The sequence below is a fragment of the Paenibacillus sp. 8b26 genome, from assembly GCF_050626875.1.
Lineage (GTDB): Bacteria > Bacillota > Bacilli > Paenibacillales > Paenibacillaceae > Paenibacillus.
In genome coordinates this window covers 5,651,036-5,673,080 of record NZ_CP192445.1, presented here as the reverse complement: position 1 = coordinate 5,673,080, position 22,045 = coordinate 5,651,036, and the positions used below count along the sequence as shown (strand labels likewise).

Here is a 22,045-nt window from a genome sequence, read left to right as displayed (position 1 = left end):
CAGCCTATTCGCGTGCTGCTAACCATTGTCGTCAGAATGGAAGAAAAATATTCCATACGCCTGAAAACATCAAATAGCACCAAGCTGAGTCAGCATAGTGCGGATTTTCCAAAATTAAACTGTACCCTTTTATTTCAAAAAGATTTTTTATCCGTTTATACAAATTCTCATCTCTAAGCAGACAGTATTCTTTTTAGATTACCGCTCTTGACTTGTAGGGCGAATGATCATTTCATTAATAGCTACATCCGAGGGTTGTTCAATCGCAAATGCAATGGAACGAGCAATATTTTCTGCATCAATTGCGCCTTCATACATTTTTTCAACGACAGGTTTGAAATTCACATCTGTGATTGATTCTGTTATTTCAGTAGTAGTAACCATTCCTGGCGATATAATTGTTTTACGAATATTGTTGGCATACTCCTCTTTACGCAGACCCTCAGAAATCGCACGCACAGCAAACTTGGTACCAACCCGCTCAAGTAAACGCAGTGCTGTATCGCGCACTTCCCGTTCATTTAATATCCCGAGTTCTCTGGGTGCAAACATGATATTTTTTAGTCCGACTTTACACTGTATTAATGCGTATCTTAAATTTCGTTTAAAAAAAGTGGCTGTTTGTATTAAACAGGCATCATAAGTGAAAAGTGACTACCTTACACACCTAAGGGTTGGACGAATATCCGATGTTTTAAATAGCTCAAAACAAAAAAACCGCCATTGCGGCGGTTCTAATTCGACGTTGAATCCTGATTATGTCCGAACTATAACGCTTGCGTGCCCGAGGATCGCTGAGGACGTAAGTTCATGATGATCAAAGATGTGGCAAATACCGTAAGGATGACCCCTAGCAAGTGGATTCCCATTACACTGAACGTATCTCCCATGATGATTCCGATTAACAATGACGACAAAATGGTACCGAGGTATCGCGAAGTATTAAAAATACCCGAGGAGACACCAATCATTTCTTTTGGTGTGCTCTTGAACAGGGCAGCCTGCATGCCGACGCTATTCAATCCGTTACTTATACCAAATACAGCCAAGGCGAGGATTACACTGAACATCGGCGAAGCTTCATTCAAGGTGATGATTAATACGGACCCGAATGTCATTAACACTGCAGAAAGGATTAAAGCCAGCCGCGTTCCAGATTTGTCGATCCAACGTCCTGCGAGAGGAGAACTGATAAGTGAACATAAACCGAGGGTTAGCATAATTATTCCTGTATGAATTTCGTTGAGATGACGTACCTGCTGCAAATAAGACGGTATTCCAAAAAACAGAGCGTAAAAAAGAGTGTTAACCAGCATAAATTGTACATTCACCCAGGTCATTTCGGGATATGTAGCAAATGCCCGCAGAGGAATAAAGGGGGATGGTGTTTTCAATTCATGTCGTATAAAAGTTGCTAATGCAATCAAACCGATCCCCCCTACCATAAGGTGCCATGTTGAAAGATGTCCGGTTGATTTGACTGAAAGCAAGCTAATTAGCAGAGTCACCAAAGCGACTGTGAACAAGAGTATGCCCGGCGCATCAATCAGCAGGAGCCATTTCCTGATGGACATGTCACCAGAGGTGGATTTGAATGACTCCTCTTTGGGAATGGTTTTCCAGGCGAAGATAAAACTTACGATTACAAATGGAATATTAACAAGGAATATGCTGGGCCAGTCCCACCAATGAATCAATACACCACCAATAAAAGGGCCTACCGCTGCTGCTCCGGATAGGAACATCGCAAGGACAGACAAGGCGGCTGCCTGTTTCTCAGTAACATGGATTCTTACAATCGCCATTCCGACGGCTACCATCATGCTTGTACCGACAGATTGAACGATCCGGAATACGATGAGCCAAGAAAAGCCGGGAGATAACGGAGCTAACATGGAGGAAACGAAGACAACAACCAGACCGATAAGGAATATCTTTCTGCGGCCGAACAGATCACTGCACTTGCCCATGACCGGTTGAGCTACAGCACTCGCAATGTAAAAGGAAAAAATAATCCACGAAACGGTCGTAACATCAAGTTGATACACGTGTTGCAATCTTGCAATGGCTATAGATATCATGGAGGAATTTAACGGATTCAGCATGATTCCCAAGCCGACAGATATCATTAGCCATATATTTCGAGCGTTCATTTTGTATATACCCCCTTCTTCTGTGATCATCTTAATGGAATCCTGTTATTTATTCCAACGCATTTTATGTTATGATTTGATGAACTAAAAGGAATAAGAGAGTGGTGCGAAATGGAGCTTCTTCAGCTACGCTATTTTCTGACGTTAGCCCGGTGTGAACATGTTACGGAAGCTGCGGGTAAGTTGCATGTCACTCAATCCTCACTGAGCAAAACGATACAGCGATTGGAGGATGACTTGGGTTCACCGTTATTTGATCGATTGGGCAGAAAGCTGCGGCTAAACGAATTCGGAAGAACATTCCTTCGCCGGACCGAAAAAGCCCTATTCGAATTGGAACAGGGAAAGCAGGAAATTGCTGACCTCTCCAACCCGGATCACGGTACACTCCAATTGGCGGTCACCACAGCAAGCACATTGCCAGGTATCTTGAGGGAATTCCGGAAAAATAAGCCGAACACCCAGTTTCATGTACAAATGGTAAATTTGGAAGACATGTCTAGACTTCTTCATCGAGGGGAGATCGATTTTTGCCTGTCCTCTCCTCCGATCCAAGGTGATGATATCGACTGTCAGATCCTATTCGAGGACCCCATCGTAGTAGCGGTGCCTCTTGGTCATCGATATGCGGATCGAAGCAGCATCACATTAGCAGAGCTTAAGGATGAGTGGTTTGTGGGTGTGAAAAAAGGATACGGCATTCGTGATCTGGTGGACTCCAAATGCCAATCAGTCGGGTTTGTACCGAAGTATGTATATGAAGGAGATGAGCCTGCAAGATTAATCGCACTAGTGGAAGCGGAGATTGGGCTTGCCTTTATACCAAGTACAGCAAGAAACCCACAGCAACGCATTGCATATCTTCCGATAGAAGATCAGAGACTTGTGCGGGAGATTGCTTTATTGTCGCAAAAAAACAGATATATCTCGAAAGCAGCTATCGCGTTTCGCAGCGTTGTTATAGACTATTTCGGTGCAATGTCCAAACCAATTGATGAATGACCATCCCAAAGACCCCGCTCTCCATTGTATGTGAGAGCGGGGTCTTTTCTTTTAGGGTATCCGCTATGCCTATTTCCGCCAAAAAGTTGAACAGTTTGCCTTCTCCGTAATATTGAATTCAATCATTCTCTCCAGTAATGAGAAATCAACCGGGCCATCCCACCGGATACGCACCAACTCCTTGGTGTGATCATAGCTAGCCTTCACAATTTCATCGAAAAATGATTAATTCCTGCCTTTTCAGGCGCCAGCCAAATGATGTTTGGCTACGCTAAATTCAATAATAAATGTGCTATCTACGATCATTATGCAAAGCAGATGAAATCCTTGTATCATGAGCGCATTAAACATCTAAAGGAAGTTTCACAGCAATTACTATCCAAAAATGAAAGAACATCTATCGTCTACTTGAAAGCGACTTACAATCGGCTGATCGTGAGGTACGTAAGACCTCCACCCGGTAAAATATCCGTTTTATTTTGGCTGAACACCCGTATATCAATAAAAGAATCGGCCTCAAGCTTCAGTTCAATCGTTCCACTCAAAGCACTGTAGTTCGGCCCGCCAATCACCCGATCATCGAGATAGGCATACGCCGACCCTCCAGTAACCTGTTCATCATTCACATGGAGCGCCAGCCGTGTACGGTTGCCATCCATTTGAGAATCGGTCGAAATATAGGCTTGTATTCTGTACTTCCCTGCTTGTTTGGCCTGCCAACGGTTGCCCGCCGCCTCAAACTCGGTCAGTTCATCATAGCTGATCTGGTTGAAATTTACCTTCTGCCAACTGCCTGCGGGAATATTTTGTCTTGCTCCCAGATAGGCCTTGACAAAGGTTTCATCCAAGTGCTCGATTCCGTTGTTTGAATATTTCTCCACTAGCAGCAAAGCCTGCCCTGTCCCGTTGTTTTTATAATAACGGTTATCCATGTAATTGAAATCCAAATGCGAACGAAGCGTCACCTGCTGCGTGGATGAGCTGCCGGAGAAGGAAACCAGATGCCTCAAATTGCGTGGATATCCACCCACCTCATCTACTAAAATTTTTTTACCAATGACCACATCTACAAAATAATCACATACTGACCAGTAGTTGTCGTCGTTTTTGTCCCTGAATTTGTCCGCGATGGCTAAGATGGAGTCGCGAAGAGCAACATTTTTCGTCTCCTTCGTGGCACCAATTTGAATAAAAGACGGAACCGTCACCCTATGTTCTAAGCTTAGCCCCTCAAACCAGCAGCCTATAAATTCGGCATTCATAAAATCATCAATTCGAATGGGAATATCACTTGAGCTTCCGTCCTTTATGTGCTGGCTGGCAAAAAATCTGGCCCCGTTGGAGCTATTCAGATCGAGCGCTGCATCATTGCCCATGGTTAATAGCCCCAGGCTCGTAAACTGTGAGCTTCGGTTTTCCAGATGAATTCCTCTTTTATTATAGTTAATTTCCGCGTTCTTCAAAAAATCCACATCACTTTCATAACCCCAAAAACCAGTCTCGAAATGCTCGATCAAGACATTATCCAGTACAACTCCCCCGCCCTTCCAGTCCTGAATCCCCAAAGTACCTTTGCCATAATAGCCACGCTTCGCCGCCTGTGAAAACGGATTATTTAATGCGGTTCTTACGGCACCCTCGTACCGGATCGACAAATCGTGGAATTGTACATTTTGAAAGCCACTGAATGTAGGGAGGCTCTCATCCCCAATTTGAAAACATGGACCCGTGCCATAGTATTCAATGGAAGTAACCCCCTTACCCTGTCGATATCTGCCCTTATGCGTACCAAAAAAGCGGATACCCTGTTTGCGGATATGCAAGGTAGACGTTATTTTATAGCGACCACTGGGAATGCGAAGCATGGAGTAGTCAGGCGTGCTATCGATCATTTGCTGCAAAGCGGCCGTGTCGTCCTGAACACCGTCACCTGCGGCTCCAAACCAACTGGCATTCACACTACGTTGATTGAATTCTTTATCAACCTTTTTAAAATTTTCTTCCAGTTGCCGTTGGTTCAAGCTTACACCACCCAAACTACTCAAGTTCAATTTCAAATGATCTGTATACTGATCCGCCACCCCAACACCTCCACTTTTTGAAAACAACGAAAATTTCTCCTTTCAGACAGGGCTGAAGGATTCTATTCTCTGAATATGGATTGAGTATATGCAAATATATTTTTATTATTGTACAAAATGATACGTTTTGTATAAAATAGATACATATCGTATCTAGGTGGTGAATGTGTGAAGACTGTCCTTACAGTGACCGGTTTACTGGCTTTTTCGATTCCTTATGCCTGTCAGGGCTTGTCTCCCAGAGTGATCACAATTTCTCTGCTCATCCTGCTGTTTAGCTATCTGATGCTGCTGCCCTCGCTAAAGCCGCTAATTGCAACCTTGGCTGATAATCCGTTGCTGACCTTGCTCATTATGTACATAACTGCCTCCTGTTTATGGGCTGAACAGGAACAGACCTCATCCATGCTGATGGTGCTTAAATTCGTTGCTTTTTCCACCTTTGGACTTTATCTGGTTACCCATTATACGACGCAAGGCTGCATCCGCCTGTTGGTCATTACGTTAAGTATATTGAGCATACTCAATCTACTGGCGGTATTGCTCATTCCCTCCTTTGCCATTCATGGGGGCGTCGAACATACCGGGCTGTGGAAAGGCATTTCCGGTCATAAAAACACACTGGGAACGCTCTCTCTGCTATGTTTTGTTTCACATGTCATTTATTTTTTCAGGGGAACACGCAAAGCTTTGCATGTTGGCTTTATTTTGCTGAATGCCTTACTGCTCATCAAATGCCAATCCACTACTTCGTTGCTGCTGACTTCTTCCCTGTTCATGTTCATCCTTTTTATATTGCTATTCAAAAGAATCCGAAGCGTTGCGCTGCGTGGTTTCTTCATTAGCAGTTCCTGCCTGCTTGTGCTTTTGGGTCTCGTGTTCGCCTTGAGTTACGGGGATGCGATTGCATCGGAATTCGGCAAGACAACAACCTTGACCGGAAGAACAGAAATCTGGCAAGGGATTGCAGGCGCCATTGATAGTCACTACTGGTTTGGTTATGGCTACGGCTCCTTCTGGGCAAACCGGCCCAGCATCTATGCCAATGGAATCCGATTCGATCTGACAAGCAGCCACAGCGGGTTTCGGGATCTGTGGATCGATATCGGCCTTACGGGACTGTTGGCAACCATTACACTCGTCATAACCACTTTATTTAAATTCAGAATCGGTAAAACCGATATGTATACATGGCTGACAGCAGCCGTATTCTTCTTATTCATCGTGTTAAACAACATTACGGACAGCCGCTTCCTAAATTCTTTGGCCATCTACTGGATCATATTCATCGTTATTGTGATTAAGGTACAGGAACGGCATAGACTATTAATAGTAGAAAAGGCGAACACGACAGTATGCGGCACACCCCCGCCACATTAGGGGCTACCAAATGATTAGTACGCAAAAAAAGAACCCCGTTTTCCTACGGCCTTAGATGGCGTTCGGAAACGGGGTTCTTGGGATATAACAATCTACATTTGTGGAATGATCGCCAAAACGAGATTTAAAAATTTCTCACGTACCTTCTCTGCTGTATCCATTACTTCATCATGTGACAGGGGCTGATCCAAGATGCCTGCCGCCATATTCGTGATGCAGGAGAAGCCCAGCACCTCAATGCCTGCATGACGGGCTACGATAACCTCGGACACTGTAGACATTCCCACTGCGTCTGCGCCCAGTGTGCGCAGCATAACGATTTCAGCAGGCGTTTCATAGTTTGGACCCAGCAATCCGGCATATACGCCTTCCTGCAAGCTGAAGCCCTGCTGAGCAGCGGTTTGCTTGGCAATCTCGCGCAAGCGACGGCTGTATGCCTCCGACATGTCAGGGAAGCGAACGCCCAGAGCTGCATCGTTCGGTCCAATCAGCGGATTTTGTCCGGTCAGATTGAGATGATCCGAGATAACCATCAGATCGCCTGCCTCATAAGACGTATTGACACCGCCTGCCGCATTTGTCACCAGCAGACTTTGAATACCCAATTGCTTCATGACCCGAACCGGGAAAGCCGTAAGCTGCGGGCCATAGCCCTCATACATATGGAAGCGGCCCTTCATCATAACTACAGCGCGACCTTCAATGGTACCTAGCAGCAATTCTCCTTCATGACCTTCTACCGTCGATACGGGAAAATGGGGAATATCCTGATAAGGAATACTAATTCCATCCTGAATCAAATCGGCCAGAATGCCGAGACCCGAACCCAAAATAAGGCCGATTTCCGGACGGATTCCGCTCTTGGCATGGATATAATCTGCTGCTTCCTGAATGGTTGCTTGGTTGGCTGTTGACATCAACATCTCTCCTGTCTTGTACAATCGTTAGTTATAGTTGCCGTTATCATTATTACTGTGATCATTGCTATAATAATGACTATAATCATCACCATTAGTAAATGTCTCGTCACATGTGATCCTTGCTGTCGCTGGACGGACGATTGCCGCCGTGCGGATGGTGATTTTCGTAGACTTCCTTCATACTTCGCTTGGCTGTCTGCGCATAAACCTGCGTCGTGGACAGATCGGCATGGCCCAGCATCTCCTGTACGGAGCGCAAATCCGCTCCGCCCTCCAGCATATGTACTGCAAAAGAATGCCGCAGGGTATGCGGTGTAATATCCCCACTTATGCCTGCTTCCTGACCGTACTTCTTGATCATTTTCCAGAAACCCTGTCTGCTGAGACGTTGACCGGATACATTGAGGAACAAGGCTTCCTGTTTTACCCGAGATTCCTCATCCTGCCCGGATCGCAGCAACAACGCACGCTGCTCGTCCATATACGCTTGTGCCCACTGCGATGCCTCACGGCTGATTGGCACAACACGCTCCTTGCCCGCCTCGCCTCCACAGTGGACGAAACGCAGATCGGTGCGTACATCACGTATGTTCAGGGCGATCAGCTCGGATACTCGAATTCCTGTCGCATACAGCAGTTCCAGCATCGCCTTGTCTCGTCCCCCTTGCGGGGTGGAAACATTCGGCGTTGCCAGCAGACGCTCTATCTCATCCTGCGTGAGCACTGAAGGCTTCTTTTTGTTGGCCTTAGGCAGCTCCAGCAAGACAGACGGGTCATGACCCGTTATCCCCTCCCGAATGAGAAAATGGAAAAAGGAGCGGATAGAGGCTACGCTGCGAGAAATTGTCGCCGCGGCTTTTCCCTGTTCCTTCAAGCGTCCCAAATAAAGCACCAGATGAGAGCGTTGAACATGGTTCGGCTGCTCGATGTCGCAGCTTTCAGCGAACTCGACAAACTGCTGTACGTCCCGATGATACGCTTCCAATGTGCTGGGCGACAAGCCCTTTTCCTCTTCCATATATCGAACAAAAGGTTGAATATACATTTTCATGAGTTCCAGAAGTCTCCTTGTCCTGCATACAACGGTTCAGTCGGATCAGTCTCAGCGTCTACATGGACTATTCTCCATACCAGTAAAAGAAACGTAGACGCTCCGACACTGCCGTCTTATGCTCGGGTACGTCGGATAATTCCTGCCCGCCGAATACCTTGACTGCATGTCCTTCCGGTATCCGGTAATGATCCACAGGTGTAATCCAATCCCTAAACAACCCGAGGCTATAGTAGAACATACATGCCAAAACCCCGAACAGTATGAACAGACGCAGCCATTTTAGTCCTCTCCGCAACGATAGTACCATGTGAATCAGCCGCCTTTTTTCCAGATTATAGGCCTTGTTAGGGCTCTCTATGGAAGGGTATGACAAGCTGTTCCTTTTTATACCGCTCAATGTCGTATAGCAGATCCCGAACCAAAAAAGCTCCCCAACTAAAAAAGCTCCCCCCGAACGCGTCTTCGCCGGTGAGAGCTTGGGTTATCAGCTTATTGATCCTGAGATTTGTTTTTCTTGGTTTTACCCAGAAATTTCTGGGCGGTCGTATCATTCTTCGTCTTGCAACGATAACAAATGCCGTGAAAGTCCAAACGGTGGTCCACTACGGTAAAGTTATATTCCCGTTCCAGACGCTCTTCCAGCGGTCCAAGCCAATCCTCCAGTATTTCATCCACACTGCCGCACTGCACACATATCAAATGGTGGTGGTGATGCTTGGTCGTATCGCCGCGCAGGTCATAACGCGCAACGCCATCACCAAAATTGATTTTCTCCACGACGTGCAGTTCACTTAGCAGTTCTAGGGTACGGTATACGGTTGCCAGACCGATTTCGGGAGCTTTCTCTTTAACGAGCATAAATACATCTTCCGCACTCAGATGATCATCTTCGTTCTCAAGTAAAACTCTGACGGTGGCTTCCCGCTGAGGCGTTAGTTTGTAGCCCTGGGATTGCAGCTGCTGCTTAATTTTTTCGATCCGTGCTTCCATGTGTCTCCCTCCCCCTGCAAAAGCTACTGCCCACTGCACTTTTTTTCACTCCTATTATTATAGGGGGTCTATACAAATAAAGTCAAACATTTTGAAACGGGGTCAAGGAGACACGGAGGCAGTCAGCATGGGAGTAACCCACTGCATCATGACTGGGGTGACCCAAGTTTCAAAAGACGCGCTACCAACGAGGAGCAACATCATTGCAGCTGTCAGCCCTGCGTAGGACAGCAACGGACGAAGCATGCCTACAGATGGCCGTGTAGCGAGTATTTTAGTTTTGATCATATGAATGGAAAAGGTCATCGCAGCCACACTGCACACGAGCAGCACCGGAATGACGATTAAATTGTGAGGAGCCACGGAGACGAGGGAAAATAACAGCCCTTTCCACGAATATTGCCCTACCAGATAGCCTACGGAAAATCCGATCAACACACCTTTGAGGAAATTCAGTACGAGAATGCCAGGAAGACCGATGACCGAAAGACCGCATACCCAGATTAAACCGACCCATTTTAGATGTAGAGACACACTATCCCAAAAGGTTGAGGTTGCTTGCAAACCAGCAAAACCCTGCTCATTTTGATTGACCGTCACAAAAAAATCCTTCAGGTAACGCGACAAATCCTGTAGCTGCTCCAGCGAGAGCGCGTTCACCATCAGTGCACCAAAAACGACTCCCACCAGAAACAGCACGGCCAAAAAAACATAATAAGGCGTCTGATCCTTTAACGTATGACGAAACCATTGCATCGACGTCCTGCCCCTTTCATCTGCTTGTTTGTCCAAAAAACAACCGTAATCCGACGGCTGATGGCTAGGGTTCGGGGCAGCTTGCGCTGCAAAAGAAGATTCACGAGTGAGTGCCAAGCCAACGGCATAGATATTTAATGGTTATGAACAAGCAGACGCCGATATGACTCTAATAGGATATGACTTACTATGGCCTAGCTATTTTGCCATATGTTCCGCCACCACCAGATACGAGGGAAAGTCGTCCCTCCCGGGAAAGGACAATTTGCTCTGCCAACGCGTCTCCGACAACCGCCGCCAGTTCCTCCTGTGCGACTTCATGTAAAATATTCATTTCTGTTCCGAACGCATTCAGCAGGTGGTTCAGCTTGGCTTTGCCCAGACCAGGGATAAATTCCAGCGGAATCTGGTAAATGTATGGCGGCCGATGTGATGGAATCACGGGCTGCTCACGATCGGCAATACTCCATATCCGATCCAGTACGCCCCGCACCAGCTTGGTTTGACCACAGGCAGGACAGCGTTCATCCGCCATCTGCTGCTCGTCCATAATCGTACCGCAGCTTTGACAGTAGGAACGATGGTACTTGCCCAGCTTTGGATTTAATCCGTAGTTGGCAGACACCCGTCGTCCTTCCTGACGCTCCAAAGCCATTCGGAATTCATCAAAGCACGGCCTTGCCATGGATAATTTGTTGTACTCCCGTCCAATTTTGCCGAGCGAATGGGCATCGGAATTGGTCAGGAAGCTGAAACGATCCAGCTCCGAGATCAATCCGGCCATAGACGAATCCGCACTTAACCCCAGCTCCACTCCGCTAATGAGCTGCAAATCCAGCAGTTCCTCCATACGGGCCGCAGAACTTCCGTATATGCCCTTATGAGGGGTGAACACATGCGCTGGCACCATAATGCCTCCACGGCCGTAAATTTGCTGCTGTAGCTCGCGTGGCGGGGCATAGATACGCTGCGAGCTGAGATTGACATTTTTCATGTGCCGAGCTATCCATTGCGTAAAATCCTCCATCGCCGCCAAATGAGGAAAATAGGCCAGAATGTGCGCCTCGGGACGACCCTCCGCCCGAATTTCCAGCTCCGTTCCCAGCAGCACAACCGTATCCCGGTACGCGATACCACCACCGCTGATTTCCGTCATTTCACCCGTATGCAAATAAGCGTGGATATCCTCTTGCACGTTCGGTGCGTGACAGTCAATGATCCCGATCAGTCCAATGCCCTTGCGACCGGATGATTCCTTGGCAATGTTGGCAAAGGTCAGGTCGCGACTGCCACTGATTTTGACCGGAGCTCCCTTTTCCGTTCTGCCGATATGAATATGGAGATCAGCATAGTAATCTGTAAGTTCAACCGTATTTTCGTTCATACCGCTTAAAAGCTCCCTGTATGTTGGTAAAGCTGCCACGCATAGACAGCCAGAATCGTTTTGGCATCACTAATCCGGCCTTCACGAATGAGCGCCTGTGCTTCCTCCAGCGTCACCTCGAACAGCTCCAGAAATTCATCCTCATCCGGTTCCATTTCTCCCAACTCCAGCTCTTCAGCCACATACAGATGAATGATTTCATCCGCAAATCCGGGGGAAGTATAAAAGGAGTGTAGCAGCTTCAGTGACTTGGCAGTATAGCCTGTCTCTTCTCTCAGCTCGCGTCCCGCTGCTTCCATCGGGTCCTCGCCCCGCTCAAGCTTGCCTGCCGGGATTTCCACCTCACAGCGGCCCATTGCCTGTCTGTACTGATCCACAACCAGCATTTTCCCCTCATTCAGCGCCAACACGGCCACCGCCCCCGGATGCTTCACGATTTCACGCTTACCCGTGGAGCCGTCTGGAAGCTCTACCGTGTCCACCTGCAACGTAATCACTTTTCCTTCAAAAATGGGCTGCGTGGATACCGTTTTTTCCTCCAACGCAGGATTGGAATAAGGCTTGCGGTCTGGGCTGTTCACTTGATCGTTCACTGGATCATTCTTTTGGTTGTTCATCAGTATGTTTCCTCCTTCGTCATCTATCTTTTCATTAACTATCGCCAACTTTAGTCTAACTTGTCCATTTCGGACATATGGTGGTATTATAACAAATTTCCCTGTTCAAAGGAGATTCGCCAATGAAAAGCTACCGTACCGAAACCACTCTCCATATTGTCGGCAAAGCCTGGCAGATTCAAGCCCTCCTGCGGCAATGGCAAAAAGAACACGGCTCCGCTGCCACTATCGCCTCGCTCATGGTTCCAAAAAAGGTTCAGGTCTAAAGACAAGGGAACGCTGTTCCTGTCTTTAGCCTGAACCTTATGTGTATCATCCGAGTCTTACTTCGTCGCCTGTTGAATAAGAGCTACGACCACCTCGGCAACCTTCACCAGATCATCTGCCTTGATTTTTTCCTGTGTTGTGTGAATGTTCTGGTAGCCAACAGCCAGATTCACCGTGGGAACCCCCAGCCCGTTGAATACATTGGCATCCGAGCCACCACCCGAATGGAAGGTCGGCGTTGCCAGCCCCAGCCCTTGTATAGCACGCTGCGCCACCTGTACAATTTCATCATGCTCCGTAAAGCTGAATGCCGGATAAATGACTTCGCTGCGGAACTCGCCCTGTGCACCAAATTCGCGCGCGGTAGTTTCCAGAGCTTCACGCATATGCTGAATTTGCTGGTCCACCTTCTCCTGCACAATACTGCGTGCTTCCGCCCGTATCAGCACAAAATCGCATACCACATTCGTTGCTCCGCCACCTTCGAAGCTACCGATGTTAGCAGTTGTTTCCTTATCAATCCGTCCCAGCTTCATTTTGGAAATGGCCTTGGAGGCTACTTGAATGGCACTGATGCCATCTTCGGGATTTACACCTGCATGAGCGGACTTTCCTGTAATTTTCATTTCAATACGAGCCTGCGTTGGCGCGGCCACACAAATGGAGCCTACTTCACCATTGGAATCCAATGCATACCCAAAGTCTGCATCCAGCAATTCCGGTTTCATTGCCCGCGCGCCGAACAGACCGGACTCCTCACCTGCCGTAATCACAAACTGAATTTGTCCATGGGGAATTTTCTGCTCACGCACGACACGAATCGCCTCGAACAAAGCGGCAATCCCTGCCTTATCGTCTGCCCCCAAAATTGTTGAACCGTCACTGCGAATCCATCCATCCTCACCTAGCTGCGGCTTAATGCCTTTGCCTGGTGTAACGGTATCCATGTGGCAGGTAAAAAACAATTTAGGTGCTTGCTCCGCGCCTTCCGCTTTCCAGGTTACGATCAGATTACCCGAACCATGTCCGGTTCTTTCGCGGGAATCATCTTCTGTTACCTCCAGCCCGAGTGTATTGAATTTTTCTTTCAGAACACGCGATATTTCCTGCTCGTGCTTGGTTTCGCTATCCACCTGTACGAGTTCCATAAATTCTTGTACGATTCGTTCTTTCACTACTTTTGCTGTCATTGAACTTCCCTCTCTTTCCCGTTTACGCTACAATACGGATAGATAGTCTTATATCTGACTTAAACCTATCCTAAAGGAGTTACACATGCCGAACAAAAAATGGGTTCGTTTTTTCGTCTACATTATGCTCGCCGCGATGATTGGCTCTACGCTGTTCATGGTGATTGAGCCGTTGATTATGCCTCTATAATGGATTGCGCCACTCAAGATATTCTGCCGTCCCCATGCTCTATGGAGGCTGTAGGCGGACAAGCTGTAGCGCAAGAAAACAGGCGGGCTTCCGTGTACATCACAGATAGCCCGCCTTTGCTTTATTGGAGCGAATGACTTTGCCATTCCGCCGCAAATGAAAATTGCTCCTCAAAGCAAGGTACAATCTCCTTCGCAATCTGCTCCACTGAAAAAGTCTGCTGTGTGCAGTCCTCCAATGAAGTCACTCCGTATTCCTGAATTCCGCATGGAACGATACCTTGAAAGCCCTCATGCTGTATCCCTGATTTGATATTGAAGGCAAAACCATGACTGGTCACAAAGCCCCGGCGGTGCTTACATTTGTTAAATTTGACGCCTATGGCCGCAATTTTAAGATTCCCGACCCATACCCCTGTGTATTCAGGCTTGCGACTTCCTTCAATACCATGGGACGCCAGCAACCGAATGATCACCTCTTCCAGACTCCGGAGGTATCCGTGCAGGTCAAGCGCCTCACGGTTGCCGAGCATAATCAGGGGATATCCGACCAGTTGCCCCGGTCCATGATATGTAATATCTCCCCCACGGTCAATCTGAAAGACGCTGATTCCCTGAGCTTTCAATTGCTCCGGTGTGAGAAGCAGATGCTCAGGATGCCGCTGAGAGCCAATCGTGTAGGTCGGCGGGTGCTGGAGAAGCATAAGCGTTTCCCTCGCCTCCCCGGCATCCAGCTTCCCCACAATATCCTTCTGGACATCCCATGCATGGGCGTACTCCATCCTATTCGTATAGGTTACCTCAAGCGGTCGTCTGTTCACGGCCTGTCACTTCCTCTCCGTCCATTTACCCAACTGTTCGGATGATTAGTACAGCTTCGTATCCAAGGTGTAGCCTTCCAGGTTTTCTTTGATCCGTTGCAGGAATCGTCCGCAGATTACACCATCCAAAATGCGATGATCCAGCGACAGACACAGGTTAGCCATCGAGCGAACCGCGATCATATCATCAATGACAACCGGTCTTTTGACGATGGATTCAAAGGTAAGAATCGCAGCCTGCGGATAGTTAATCACCGGATAAGACAGAATTGAACCAAAGGAGCCTGTGTTGTTCACGGTAAACGTCCCGCCCTGCATATCATCCAGCTTGAGCGTACCTTCCCGTGTTTTACGTGCCAAATCGTCAATTTCACGCGCCAGTCCGGCAATGTTTTTCTGATCCGCTTTTTTAATAACTGGCGTAAGAACTGCATCCTCTGTACCCACGGCCAGCGAGATGTTGATATCTCTTTTGACGATAATTTTGTCCACAGCCCACACCGAATTCATGATCGGATATTCCTTGATGGCATTCACGACCGCTTTCATGAGGAAAGCCAGATACGTAATATTGATGCCTTCTTTTTGCTTGAACTCGTTTTTGATCTTGTTGCGGAGCATCACCAGGTTGGTCACATCCACCTCAATCGTCGTCCAGGCATGTGGAATTTCCGAGACACTTTGCCGCATATTGCGGGCGATCGCACTGCGAATCGGTGTAACATCAATAAAATACTCGGATCTGTTGTTGTTGCCACCCTCAACTTCAATCACAGGAGCTTTTGGAGCCTCCGTCAAATGAATGCCACTGTTACGAACCGGAATAGCAGGGTCCATATTTTGAATCGGTATATTATGCTGCGCGGCAGACTGCTGTCTTCCGGCAAAAGGAGAGCCTTGTCCTGATGTCGCCTCAGCCGGCTGCTCAGACACTCCAGCCTGAGTAGAACCCCCCTGTTGAACATAATTCAGCACATCTTTACGGGTAATTCGTCCGCCCATGCCCGAGCCTGTCACCTGATTCAAGTCTATACTATGCTGAGCAGCCAGTGTTTGCACCGCCGGGGAAAACCGTCCTCGCATGGATTGATCCGAAGCAGCACCCTGTTGGGATTGTGCTTGTGCGTTGCCCTGAGGTACCGGCGCAGCGGATGTCGCTCCAGTTGATGCCGCAGGTGCGGCTGACTTCGTCTGAATACGGCAAATCAATTCTCCAACGGCTACCGTCTGACCTTCCTCTGCTAACAGATCACCCATAATACCATCCAATGTCGATGGAATTTCCGCGTTCACTTTATCTGTAATGACCTCGCAAATCGGCTCGAATTGCTCCACCGTTTCGCCAGGTTGTTTCAGCCATTTTGCAATTGTCGCCGATACAAGCGACTCTGCCAATTGGGGCATGGTCACGTCGGTCCATTGTGTTTGGTCTGACATTTTTTCAACTCCTTAACATCATAGGAGGGCGGGTTTTACCGCTACCCCCGCTACACTTTTGGAATGCTTTCGTCCAATCCACTCCATATTAATACATTGCAAGACGGCGCATCGCTTCCTTAACCTTATCCTTGTTTAACATATAAAACTTCTCCATCGGCGGGCTGATCGGCATTGCAGGCACGTCTGGAGCGCACAGACGCTCAATCGGCGCATCCAGCTCGAACAGACATTCCTCATTAATAATTGCGGAAACCTCGGCACCGATGCCACCCGTTTTGTTGTCTTCATGCACGATGAGTACCTTGCCTGTATGTCTTGCAGCTTCAATGATGGCCTGACGGTCCAGCGGCTGGAGTGTACGCAAATCCACAACGTGTGCGGTAATGCCCTCTTCCTTCTCCAGCTCCTCAGCAGCCTGCATGACAAAATGCAGCGGCTGGCTGTATCCGATGACTGTAATATCGTCACCTTCACGCAACAAATTGGCTTTGCCAATTGGAACAATGTAATCGTCCTCAGGTACTTCACCCTTGATCAGCTTGTAGCACTTTTTGTTCTCAAAATACAGCACCGGATCAGGGTCGCGGATCGCTGCTTTCAGCAGTCCCTTGGCATCATACGCGGTAAAAGGAGCTACAATTTTCAGACCCGGTGTACCAAAAAAGATAGATTCCGGACACTGTGAATGATACAAGCCGCCAAAAATACCGCCACCGATAGGCGCACGTATCACAACAGGACAGCTCCAGTCGTTATTAGAGCGATAGCGAATTTTAGCTGCTTCACTAATAATCTGATTGGTTGCCGGGAGCATGAAGTCAGAATATTGCATTTCGGCAATCGGCTTCATTCCGTACATGGCTGCACCAATGGCAACACCAGCTATAGCCGACTCTGCCAATGGCGTATCCAGGACACGCTGCTCACCGAATTGATCCATAAGACCCTTGGTGGTCGTAAAGACACCACCCTTAACACCAACATCCTCGCCTAACACAAAAACCGTTTCATCCTGCTCCATCTCTTCCTTCATGGCAAGACGAATCGCATCAATATATTCCATAACCGCCATAATTACCGGCCCTCCCCATCGCTGTCAGCATAGACATGCAGTAGCGTATCTTCGGGCTTCGGAAAAGGCGCATTATCCGCATATTCAATCGCTTCCTTGATCTCGAGCAGCAGCTCAGCAGACAAATCCGCATCCTTGGCCTCATCCCAAATGCCGCATTCCAGCAAATAATTTTTCATACGGGCTACGCCGTCCTTGGCCCAGTTCTCATCCACTTCTTCTTTGGTCCGGTAAGCCAGATCGTTATCCGAGGTGGAGTGAGGAGACAGGCGGTACATCATCGCTTCAATAAGCGTTGGCCCCTCGCCACGAATAGCACGTTCACGCGCTTCCTTGACGGCTGCATACACTGCCAGTGCATCGTTACCATCGACCCGAATCCCAGGGAATCCGTATCCCAAAGCACGGTCGCTCACCTTGCCTGCCATTTGCTTATGAACCGGAACTGATATCGCATATTGATTGTTTTCACACATAATGATAACTGGCAGCTTCTGCACACCTGCAAAGTTACAGCCTTCGTGAAAATCCCCCTGGTTGCTGGAGCCTTCACCAAATGTAACGAACGATACAAAATCCTTCTTCTGCATCTTGGCAGCCAGCGCTACACCCACTGCGTGTGGAACCTGCGTCGTCACCGGGCTGGAGCCTGTCACAATACGCAGCCGTTTACTGCCGAAATGACCGGGCATCTGCCGGCCACCGCTGTTGGGATCATCCGCCTTGGCAAATTGCGACAGCATCAGTTCGCGTGCCGTCATACCAACCGCAAGTACGAATCCGTAATCCCGGTAATAGGGAAGAAAATAGTCCTTCTCCCGGTCCAGTGCAAAAGCCGCACCTACTTGTGCCGCCTCCTGCCCAATGCCGGAAACGTGAAAATTAATTTTCCCTGCCCGTTGCAGGAGCATGTTGCGCTCGTCAAATCTTCTTGCGAGCAGCATATATCTGTACATGTCAATAACTTGTCCGTGAGTCAGTCCCAGCTGTTCATGTCTGAAGCTAGCGTCTACAGCGCCTTTTGAACTCATTGAGGCACCTCCTTAAGTGTCAAACATCCTACTACCAGCACCTAGTACCATCTTGTCTTAAAACCTGGTACTAAACTCTGGCTAACCCCATTATAATCCTTTTCTCCCCAAAAAGAAAAGCACCGATTTATTAAGATTAATTATATCCCTATCGCCTGTCCATCAACCGCCAGCATCGCTTCTCCCAAAATCTCCGACAATGTTGGATGCGGATGAGCCAGCTGTCCGACTTCCCACGGCGTAGCATCCAACAGCTGCGCAAGAGCCGCCTCGCTGATGAGATCCGTTACATGCGTACCGATCATATGTACACCGAGAATATCATTCGTTTCCTCGTCCGCAACCACTTTGACGAAGCCATCCCGACTGCCATACACCAGCGATTTTCCGATAGCCTGAAAAGGGAACTTCCCTGTCTTCACCTGATGTCCACGCTCACGGGCTTCTTGCTCAGTTAAGCCCACACTAGCTGCCTCAGGACGCGTATAAATACAACGAGGGATAAGATGATTCGGTACACTGTGAACCACTTCGCCCGCCTGATGATGTACCGCATGCAGCCCTTCATGGCTCGCTGCATGCGCCAGTTGTAATCCTCCGATGCAATCACCGATCGCATAAATATGTGATTCATTCGTCTGCAAATGCTCATTAACCGAGATAAAGCCACGCTCTACGCGGATATCCGTATTTTCCAATCCGATATTCTCCACATTCGCCTGACGACCTACTGAAATGAGCAGCTTGGAAGCGCTGAGTGTTTCGGTTTCGTCCCCTTTTTGCACGTCAATTTGTACGCCTTCCTCATCCTTGCCGTACGTTTCAGCCAGCACTTGCAAGCCTGTCAGCACCTTGACACCGCGCTTGGTTAGCAGGCGCTGCATTTCACGCGAAATATCCTCGTCCTCGGTTGGAATAAGCCGATTCGCCGCCTCGACCACCGTAACCTCCACGCCAAAATCGTTCAGCATGGAAGCCCATTCCACGCCAATAACGCCACCACCTACGATAATCAGGGAGGCCGGTAATTCTTCCATCGTCAACGCTTCGTCACTACTCAAAATAAATTCGCCATCCGGCTCCAATCCGGGTAGCACACGCGGTCGTGATCCCGTTGCAATAATGAGATGGGTAGGAACAATCGTCTCCATCTCGCCATCTTCCAGCTCCACGGCAACTGCGCCGCTTTTTGGAGAAAAAATCGATGGCCCAATCACGCGCCCTTTGCCGCTCAGCACCGTGATTTTATTTTTACGCATCAAAAATTGCACGCCCTGATGTAACTGCTCTACAACGGCTTCCTTGCGCTCTTGTACCTTGGGAAAAACAAGCTGCGCTCCCGAGGTCTCTATGCCGTATTGCGCACTTTCCTTAATCGTCGCATACACTTCCGCACTGCGCAGCAAAGCCTTGCTTGGGATACATCCACGGTGCAGACAGGTTCCACCTAGCTTGTCCTTTTCGATAATAACGACTTCCTTGCCGAGCTGGGCAGCGCGAATCGCTGCAACATACCCTCCGGTTCCTCCGCCCAAAATAGCGACATCACAATGTATAGTCATGCTTCTCCTCCATTTAACATTGATTATATATAGCTTATTGTACTCTCTTTATTTCTCTGTACAAAATATAGTGTTTATACATAGACTATAGGCCGTCTAACAACCTGTTCCCGGCATCTGCTGTATATTACTCGTACAAGGCGTCCCGTAACTTGGTAGACATTCTTGGAGTTTGGGCTGTTTTGGCCCGTAGCGCTTTGCGAAAGGATTCATTCTGCTTGCGCAGAAGATCCAGCTCTGTCTCCAGCTCCGTGATCAACTCCTGTGCCTGTGGGCTTACCAGCCCTTGCTCCAGTAATGCTTCTATTTTGGCACTATAATCCGTATCATTTTGGTTCATGCCTGTCCCCTCTTCCCTCTATTCCACTATACTTCACCATATCATGCTCACGGCAACAGGGCAATGACGTCCACACTTACGTTCAAAGAATAGATATACAATAACATGTCGAAAAACAATATATTTTCTCTAGTCTGTTTGCTGCACATTATGGTAATCTATAATGGCCTTTTCTTTCGGGAATGATGATTCACAGCGTTATGCGCATGTTACAGAAAGGGGAATTCGCGTTGCCTACAGGACGAATTACGATTATTACAGGCCCCATGTTTAGCGAAAAATCTGGCGAACTGATTCGCCGCTGTCAAAAATTAATTCAATACGGGCACCGTAAGGTGGTCGCTTACAAACCGGCTGAAGATAACCGCTACGCCAAGGATGAAATTGTAAGCCGCATCGGATATCGGCTGCCCGCCATCTCCATTCCGAAGAAGCTCACTGATGAGCTCGTTCAGCGGATTTTGGAAGAAACGAAGGATGCTGATGTGGTCGCCTTTGACGAAGTACAGTTTTTCAGCCGTCATATTATGATGTTAGTGGAGGAGTTAGCCTACTGTGGCAAGCACGTCATTGCAGATGGACTCAATCTGGACTACCGGGGTAAGGAATTCGGATATGTTGGCGGTTTACTCGCCATGGCAGATGACATCGAAAAACTAGCTTCCTTTTGCGCCGTATGTGGAAGTTCGGAAGCTGTATATACCCAGCGTATGGTGAACGGAAAGCCTTCCACTGTAGGGCCCATTGTAATGATTGGCGACTCTGAGGCGTATGAGCCACGTTGCCGTAATTGCTTTATACCACCCCATAAAGTGAACTGCGATTAGCACGGAGAATTTGCCGTCAGACTGCGATAAAGGCACGACAACCAGCAGATTTTTTTCTTGTATTTTTTTGGAACGATTCGAGCAATTGCCCCGTATATCCGGTTAAGCTGTACAAGTTTTCTTAGTTTTCGTTTGAACACTATGACCATGATATTATCGGGGGGCTTACTTATGAGTTTTTTCAACAAGATCTTGGCAAGCGCAGGAATCGGCTCAGCTAAAGTCGATACATTGGTGGACCAGGCCGTGTATGTCCCTGGCGAAGAACTTAGTGGCATCATGCGTATCAAAGGCGGTAAAATTGATCAGGAAATCGGCAAAATTGACATCGAACTCAAAACAGAATATATCGAAGAGCACGATGACAAGAAAACCACCTCCACCTGCTGCATCGCTCGGGTCAAGGTATCCGACGGCTTTCATTTAAAGCAAGGACAGGAGCTTGAAATCCCTTTTTCTTTTCGGTTGCCATTGGAAACACCTGTCACTCATGCCAAACAGCCCGTATGGCTGGATACAGCATTAGATATCGGTATGGCCTTGGACCCGACCGACCGTGACTCGCTCAAAATCGAGCCGCATCCCTATATGAGTACGGTGTTTGAGGCCGTTCACCTGTTGGGCTTCCGATTCCGTTCCTCCACCTGCGAACTTCATCCCAAGCTGGGACGCGGTGTTCCGTACGTGCAGGAATTTGAATTTACGTCCGGATCGGAATATGCACGCGATATCGAGGAGCTGGAGCTGATTATGCAGTTGGAGCCCGAAGGCGTGCATGTGCTTGTCGAAGTGGATCGCAGAGGCAGAGGGTTATCCGGCTGGCTGGAGACTGCCTTTGATATGGACGAGCGTCATGCCTGGTTGAGCTTAAGCAGACAAGAGCTGTCTTATGGACCAGATCATATCGCAGATGCGCTGGAGGAACTGATCGACAGACAGATTCGGTAAATATGTAGATATAACAAAAAA

At 48.1% G+C, this 22,045-nt stretch carries 22 protein-coding genes and 2 pseudogenes; 6 read left to right on the top strand and 18 right to left on the bottom strand.

Annotation, left to right across the window (positions count from 1 at the left end):
- Positions 1-198: 198 nt before the first annotated feature.
- Positions 199-474, bottom strand: a pseudogene (locus ACQ4MX_RS26350) (SDR family oxidoreductase); the annotation flags it as partial.
- A 293-nt stretch (positions 475-767) separates the two neighbouring features.
- The gene (locus tag ACQ4MX_RS26345) at positions 768-2,153 is read right to left on the bottom strand and encodes an MFS transporter (protein ID WP_431088203.1); all 1,386 of its coding nucleotides are present in this window, start codon (positions 2,151-2,153) and stop codon (positions 768-770) included.
- 111 nt (positions 2,154-2,264) lie between these two features.
- On the opposite strand from ACQ4MX_RS26345, the gene ACQ4MX_RS26340 reads away from it, so the two are divergent.
- A complete protein-coding gene (locus tag ACQ4MX_RS26340; protein WP_431088202.1) occupies positions 2,265-3,155 on the top strand; it encodes a LysR family transcriptional regulator in 891 nt (296 codons plus the stop codon).
- A 69-nt stretch (positions 3,156-3,224) separates the two neighbouring features.
- Here the strand turns inward: ACQ4MX_RS26340 and ACQ4MX_RS26335 are convergent.
- Together ACQ4MX_RS26335 and ACQ4MX_RS26330 are read right to left on the bottom strand one after the other, a co-directional pair.
- Positions 3,225-3,446, bottom strand: a pseudogene (locus tag ACQ4MX_RS26335) (DUF1801 domain-containing protein); the annotation flags it as partial.
- Positions 3,447-3,574: 128 nt separating this feature from the next.
- Positions 3,575-5,263, bottom strand: a complete 1,689-nt coding sequence (locus ACQ4MX_RS26330) for a glycosyl hydrolase family 28-related protein (RefSeq protein WP_431088200.1) — start codon at positions 5,261-5,263, stop codon at positions 3,575-3,577.
- Positions 5,264-5,404: 141 nt separating this feature from the next.
- On the opposite strand from ACQ4MX_RS26330, the gene ACQ4MX_RS26325 reads away from it, so the two are divergent.
- The gene (locus ACQ4MX_RS26325; RefSeq protein WP_431088198.1) at positions 5,405-6,616 is read left to right on the top strand and encodes an O-antigen ligase family protein; all 1,212 of its coding nucleotides are present in this window, start codon (positions 5,405-5,407) and stop codon (positions 6,614-6,616) included.
- A 92-nt stretch (positions 6,617-6,708) separates the two neighbouring features.
- Here ACQ4MX_RS26325 and ACQ4MX_RS26320 read toward each other — a convergent pair whose 3' ends face one another.
- The 7 genes from ACQ4MX_RS26320 to ACQ4MX_RS26290 all read right to left on the bottom strand — a co-directional run bounded on the left by ACQ4MX_RS26320 (position 6,709) and on the right by ACQ4MX_RS26290 (position 12,337).
- A complete protein-coding gene (locus tag ACQ4MX_RS26320; protein ID WP_431088197.1) occupies positions 6,709-7,533 on the bottom strand; it encodes a purine-nucleoside phosphorylase in 825 nt (274 codons plus the stop codon).
- A 109-nt stretch (positions 7,534-7,642) separates the two neighbouring features.
- Positions 7,643-8,587, bottom strand: coding sequence for a site-specific tyrosine recombinase XerD (gene xerD / locus ACQ4MX_RS26315; RefSeq protein WP_431088195.1), 945 nt, complete (start codon positions 8,585-8,587; stop codon positions 7,643-7,645).
- A 67-nt stretch (positions 8,588-8,654) separates the two neighbouring features.
- Positions 8,655-8,897, bottom strand: a complete 243-nt coding sequence (locus ACQ4MX_RS26310) for a YqzK family protein (RefSeq protein WP_134913777.1) — start codon at positions 8,895-8,897, stop codon at positions 8,655-8,657.
- 182 nt (positions 8,898-9,079) lie between these two features.
- Positions 9,080-9,580: a Fur family transcriptional regulator gene (locus ACQ4MX_RS26305; protein WP_134913775.1), complete on the bottom strand. Its 501-nt coding sequence runs from the start codon at positions 9,578-9,580 to the stop codon at positions 9,080-9,082.
- A 102-nt stretch (positions 9,581-9,682) separates the two neighbouring features.
- The gene (gene spoIIM / locus ACQ4MX_RS26300; RefSeq protein WP_134913773.1) at positions 9,683-10,336 is read right to left on the bottom strand and encodes a stage II sporulation protein M; all 654 of its coding nucleotides are present in this window, start codon (positions 10,334-10,336) and stop codon (positions 9,683-9,685) included.
- Positions 10,337-10,523: 187 nt separating this feature from the next.
- A complete protein-coding gene (locus tag ACQ4MX_RS26295) occupies positions 10,524-11,720 on the bottom strand; it encodes an endonuclease Q family protein (protein WP_431088194.1) in 1,197 nt (398 codons plus the stop codon).
- 5 nt (positions 11,721-11,725) lie between these two features.
- Entirely contained in the window at positions 11,726-12,337 is a 612-nt protein-coding gene (locus tag ACQ4MX_RS26290) for an NUDIX domain-containing protein (RefSeq protein WP_431088193.1), read from the bottom strand.
- Positions 12,338-12,459: 122 nt separating this feature from the next.
- Between ACQ4MX_RS26290 and mciZ the strand changes: the two genes are divergently transcribed.
- Positions 12,460-12,603, top strand: coding sequence for a Z-ring formation inhibitor MciZ (mciZ, locus tag ACQ4MX_RS26285; protein ID WP_014282169.1), 144 nt, complete (start codon positions 12,460-12,462; stop codon positions 12,601-12,603).
- A 57-nt stretch (positions 12,604-12,660) separates the two neighbouring features.
- Here mciZ and ACQ4MX_RS26280 read toward each other — a convergent pair whose 3' ends face one another.
- Positions 12,661-13,794, bottom strand: coding sequence for a tripeptidase T (locus tag ACQ4MX_RS26280; protein ID WP_431088191.1), 1,134 nt, complete (start codon positions 13,792-13,794; stop codon positions 12,661-12,663).
- Between the two features lie 85 nt (positions 13,795-13,879).
- On the opposite strand from ACQ4MX_RS26280, the gene prli42 reads away from it, so the two are divergent.
- Positions 13,880-13,984 (top strand): stressosome-associated protein Prli42, encoded by a 105-nt coding sequence (gene prli42 / locus ACQ4MX_RS26275; RefSeq protein ID WP_014282171.1) that lies wholly within the window; start codon positions 13,880-13,882, stop codon positions 13,982-13,984.
- Between the two features lie 121 nt (positions 13,985-14,105).
- Here prli42 and lipB read toward each other — a convergent pair whose 3' ends face one another.
- From lipB to ACQ4MX_RS26245, 6 genes are all read right to left on the bottom strand, one after another.
- Positions 14,106-14,804, bottom strand: a complete 699-nt coding sequence (gene lipB / locus ACQ4MX_RS26270) for a lipoyl(octanoyl) transferase LipB (protein WP_431088190.1) — start codon at positions 14,802-14,804, stop codon at positions 14,106-14,108.
- 45 nt (positions 14,805-14,849) lie between these two features.
- Positions 14,850-16,241 carry a dihydrolipoamide acetyltransferase family protein gene (locus ACQ4MX_RS26265; RefSeq protein WP_431088188.1) on the bottom strand — a complete coding sequence of 464 codons (1,392 nt, stop codon included), beginning with the start codon at positions 16,239-16,241 and terminating at the stop codon, positions 14,850-14,852.
- A gap of 88 nt (positions 16,242-16,329) precedes the next feature.
- The gene (locus tag ACQ4MX_RS26260) at positions 16,330-17,316 is read right to left on the bottom strand and encodes an alpha-ketoacid dehydrogenase subunit beta (protein WP_134913761.1); all 987 of its coding nucleotides are present in this window, start codon (positions 17,314-17,316) and stop codon (positions 16,330-16,332) included.
- Positions 17,317-17,318: 2 nt separating this feature from the next.
- Complete coding sequence (locus tag ACQ4MX_RS26255; RefSeq protein ID WP_431088187.1) at positions 17,319-18,347, bottom strand: thiamine pyrophosphate-dependent dehydrogenase E1 component subunit alpha; 1,029 nt, start codon at positions 18,345-18,347, stop codon at positions 17,319-17,321.
- A gap of 140 nt (positions 18,348-18,487) precedes the next feature.
- A complete protein-coding gene (gene lpdA / locus ACQ4MX_RS26250) occupies positions 18,488-19,909 on the bottom strand; it encodes a dihydrolipoyl dehydrogenase (protein WP_431088186.1) in 1,422 nt (473 codons plus the stop codon).
- A 127-nt stretch (positions 19,910-20,036) separates the two neighbouring features.
- Positions 20,037-20,249 (bottom strand): hypothetical protein, encoded by a 213-nt coding sequence (locus tag ACQ4MX_RS26245; protein ID WP_192510866.1) that lies wholly within the window; start codon positions 20,247-20,249, stop codon positions 20,037-20,039.
- A gap of 230 nt (positions 20,250-20,479) precedes the next feature.
- Here ACQ4MX_RS26245 and ACQ4MX_RS26240 point away from each other — a divergent pair, with 230 nt between their 5' ends.
- Both ACQ4MX_RS26240 and ACQ4MX_RS26235 read left to right on the top strand, forming a co-directional pair.
- The gene (locus ACQ4MX_RS26240; protein WP_134913757.1) at positions 20,480-21,076 is read left to right on the top strand and encodes a thymidine kinase; all 597 of its coding nucleotides are present in this window, start codon (positions 20,480-20,482) and stop codon (positions 21,074-21,076) included.
- A 171-nt stretch (positions 21,077-21,247) separates the two neighbouring features.
- Positions 21,248-22,024: a sporulation protein gene (locus ACQ4MX_RS26235; protein ID WP_431088185.1), complete on the top strand. Its 777-nt coding sequence runs from the start codon at positions 21,248-21,250 to the stop codon at positions 22,022-22,024.
- Positions 22,025-22,045: the final 21 nt, after the last annotated feature.

What these genes read in the sequence shown, in the direction of transcription:
- spoIIM (WP_134913773.1), bottom strand. Translation starts at nt 10,336, where the DNA reads ATGCAATGGTTTCGTCATACGTTAAAGGATCAGACGCCTTATTATGTT.
- xerD (WP_431088195.1), bottom strand. Translation starts at nt 8,587, where the DNA reads ATGAAAATGTATATTCAACCTTTTGTTCGATATATGGAAGAGGAAAAG.
- ACQ4MX_RS26345 (WP_431088203.1), bottom strand. Translation starts at nt 2,153, where the DNA reads ATGAACGCTCGAAATATATGGCTAATGATATCTGTCGGCTTGGGAATC.
- ACQ4MX_RS26280 (WP_431088191.1), bottom strand. Translation starts at nt 13,794, where the DNA reads ATGACAGCAAAAGTAGTGAAAGAACGAATCGTACAAGAATTTATGGAA.
- mciZ (WP_014282169.1), top strand. Translation starts at nt 12,460, where the DNA reads ATGAAAAGCTACCGTACCGAAACCACTCTCCATATTGTCGGCAAAGCC.
- ACQ4MX_RS26310 (WP_134913777.1), bottom strand. Translation starts at nt 8,897, where the DNA reads ATGGTACTATCGTTGCGGAGAGGACTAAAATGGCTGCGTCTGTTCATA.
- ACQ4MX_RS26265 (WP_431088188.1), bottom strand. Translation starts at nt 16,241, where the DNA reads ATGTCAGACCAAACACAATGGACCGACGTGACCATGCCCCAATTGGCA.
- prli42 (WP_014282171.1), top strand. Translation starts at nt 13,880, where the DNA reads ATGCCGAACAAAAAATGGGTTCGTTTTTTCGTCTACATTATGCTCGCC.
- ACQ4MX_RS26235 (WP_431088185.1), top strand. Translation starts at nt 21,248, where the DNA reads ATGAGTTTTTTCAACAAGATCTTGGCAAGCGCAGGAATCGGCTCAGCT.
- ACQ4MX_RS26340 (WP_431088202.1), top strand. Translation starts at nt 2,265, where the DNA reads ATGGAGCTTCTTCAGCTACGCTATTTTCTGACGTTAGCCCGGTGTGAA.
- ACQ4MX_RS26290 (WP_431088193.1), bottom strand. Translation starts at nt 12,337, where the DNA reads ATGAACAACCAAAAGAATGATCCAGTGAACGATCAAGTGAACAGCCCA.
- ACQ4MX_RS26305 (WP_134913775.1), bottom strand. Translation starts at nt 9,580, where the DNA reads ATGGAAGCACGGATCGAAAAAATTAAGCAGCAGCTGCAATCCCAGGGC.
- ACQ4MX_RS26295 (WP_431088194.1), bottom strand. Translation starts at nt 11,720, where the DNA reads ATGAACGAAAATACGGTTGAACTTACAGATTACTATGCTGATCTCCAT.
- lpdA (WP_431088186.1), bottom strand. Translation starts at nt 19,909, where the DNA reads ATGACTATACATTGTGATGTCGCTATTTTGGGCGGAGGAACCGGAGGG.
- ACQ4MX_RS26245 (WP_192510866.1), bottom strand. Translation starts at nt 20,249, where the DNA reads ATGAACCAAAATGATACGGATTATAGTGCCAAAATAGAAGCATTACTG.
- ACQ4MX_RS26255 (WP_431088187.1), bottom strand. Translation starts at nt 18,347, where the DNA reads ATGAGTTCAAAAGGCGCTGTAGACGCTAGCTTCAGACATGAACAGCTG.
- ACQ4MX_RS26260 (WP_134913761.1), bottom strand. Translation starts at nt 17,316, where the DNA reads ATGGCGGTTATGGAATATATTGATGCGATTCGTCTTGCCATGAAGGAA.
- ACQ4MX_RS26320 (WP_431088197.1), bottom strand. Translation starts at nt 7,533, where the DNA reads ATGTCAACAGCCAACCAAGCAACCATTCAGGAAGCAGCAGATTATATC.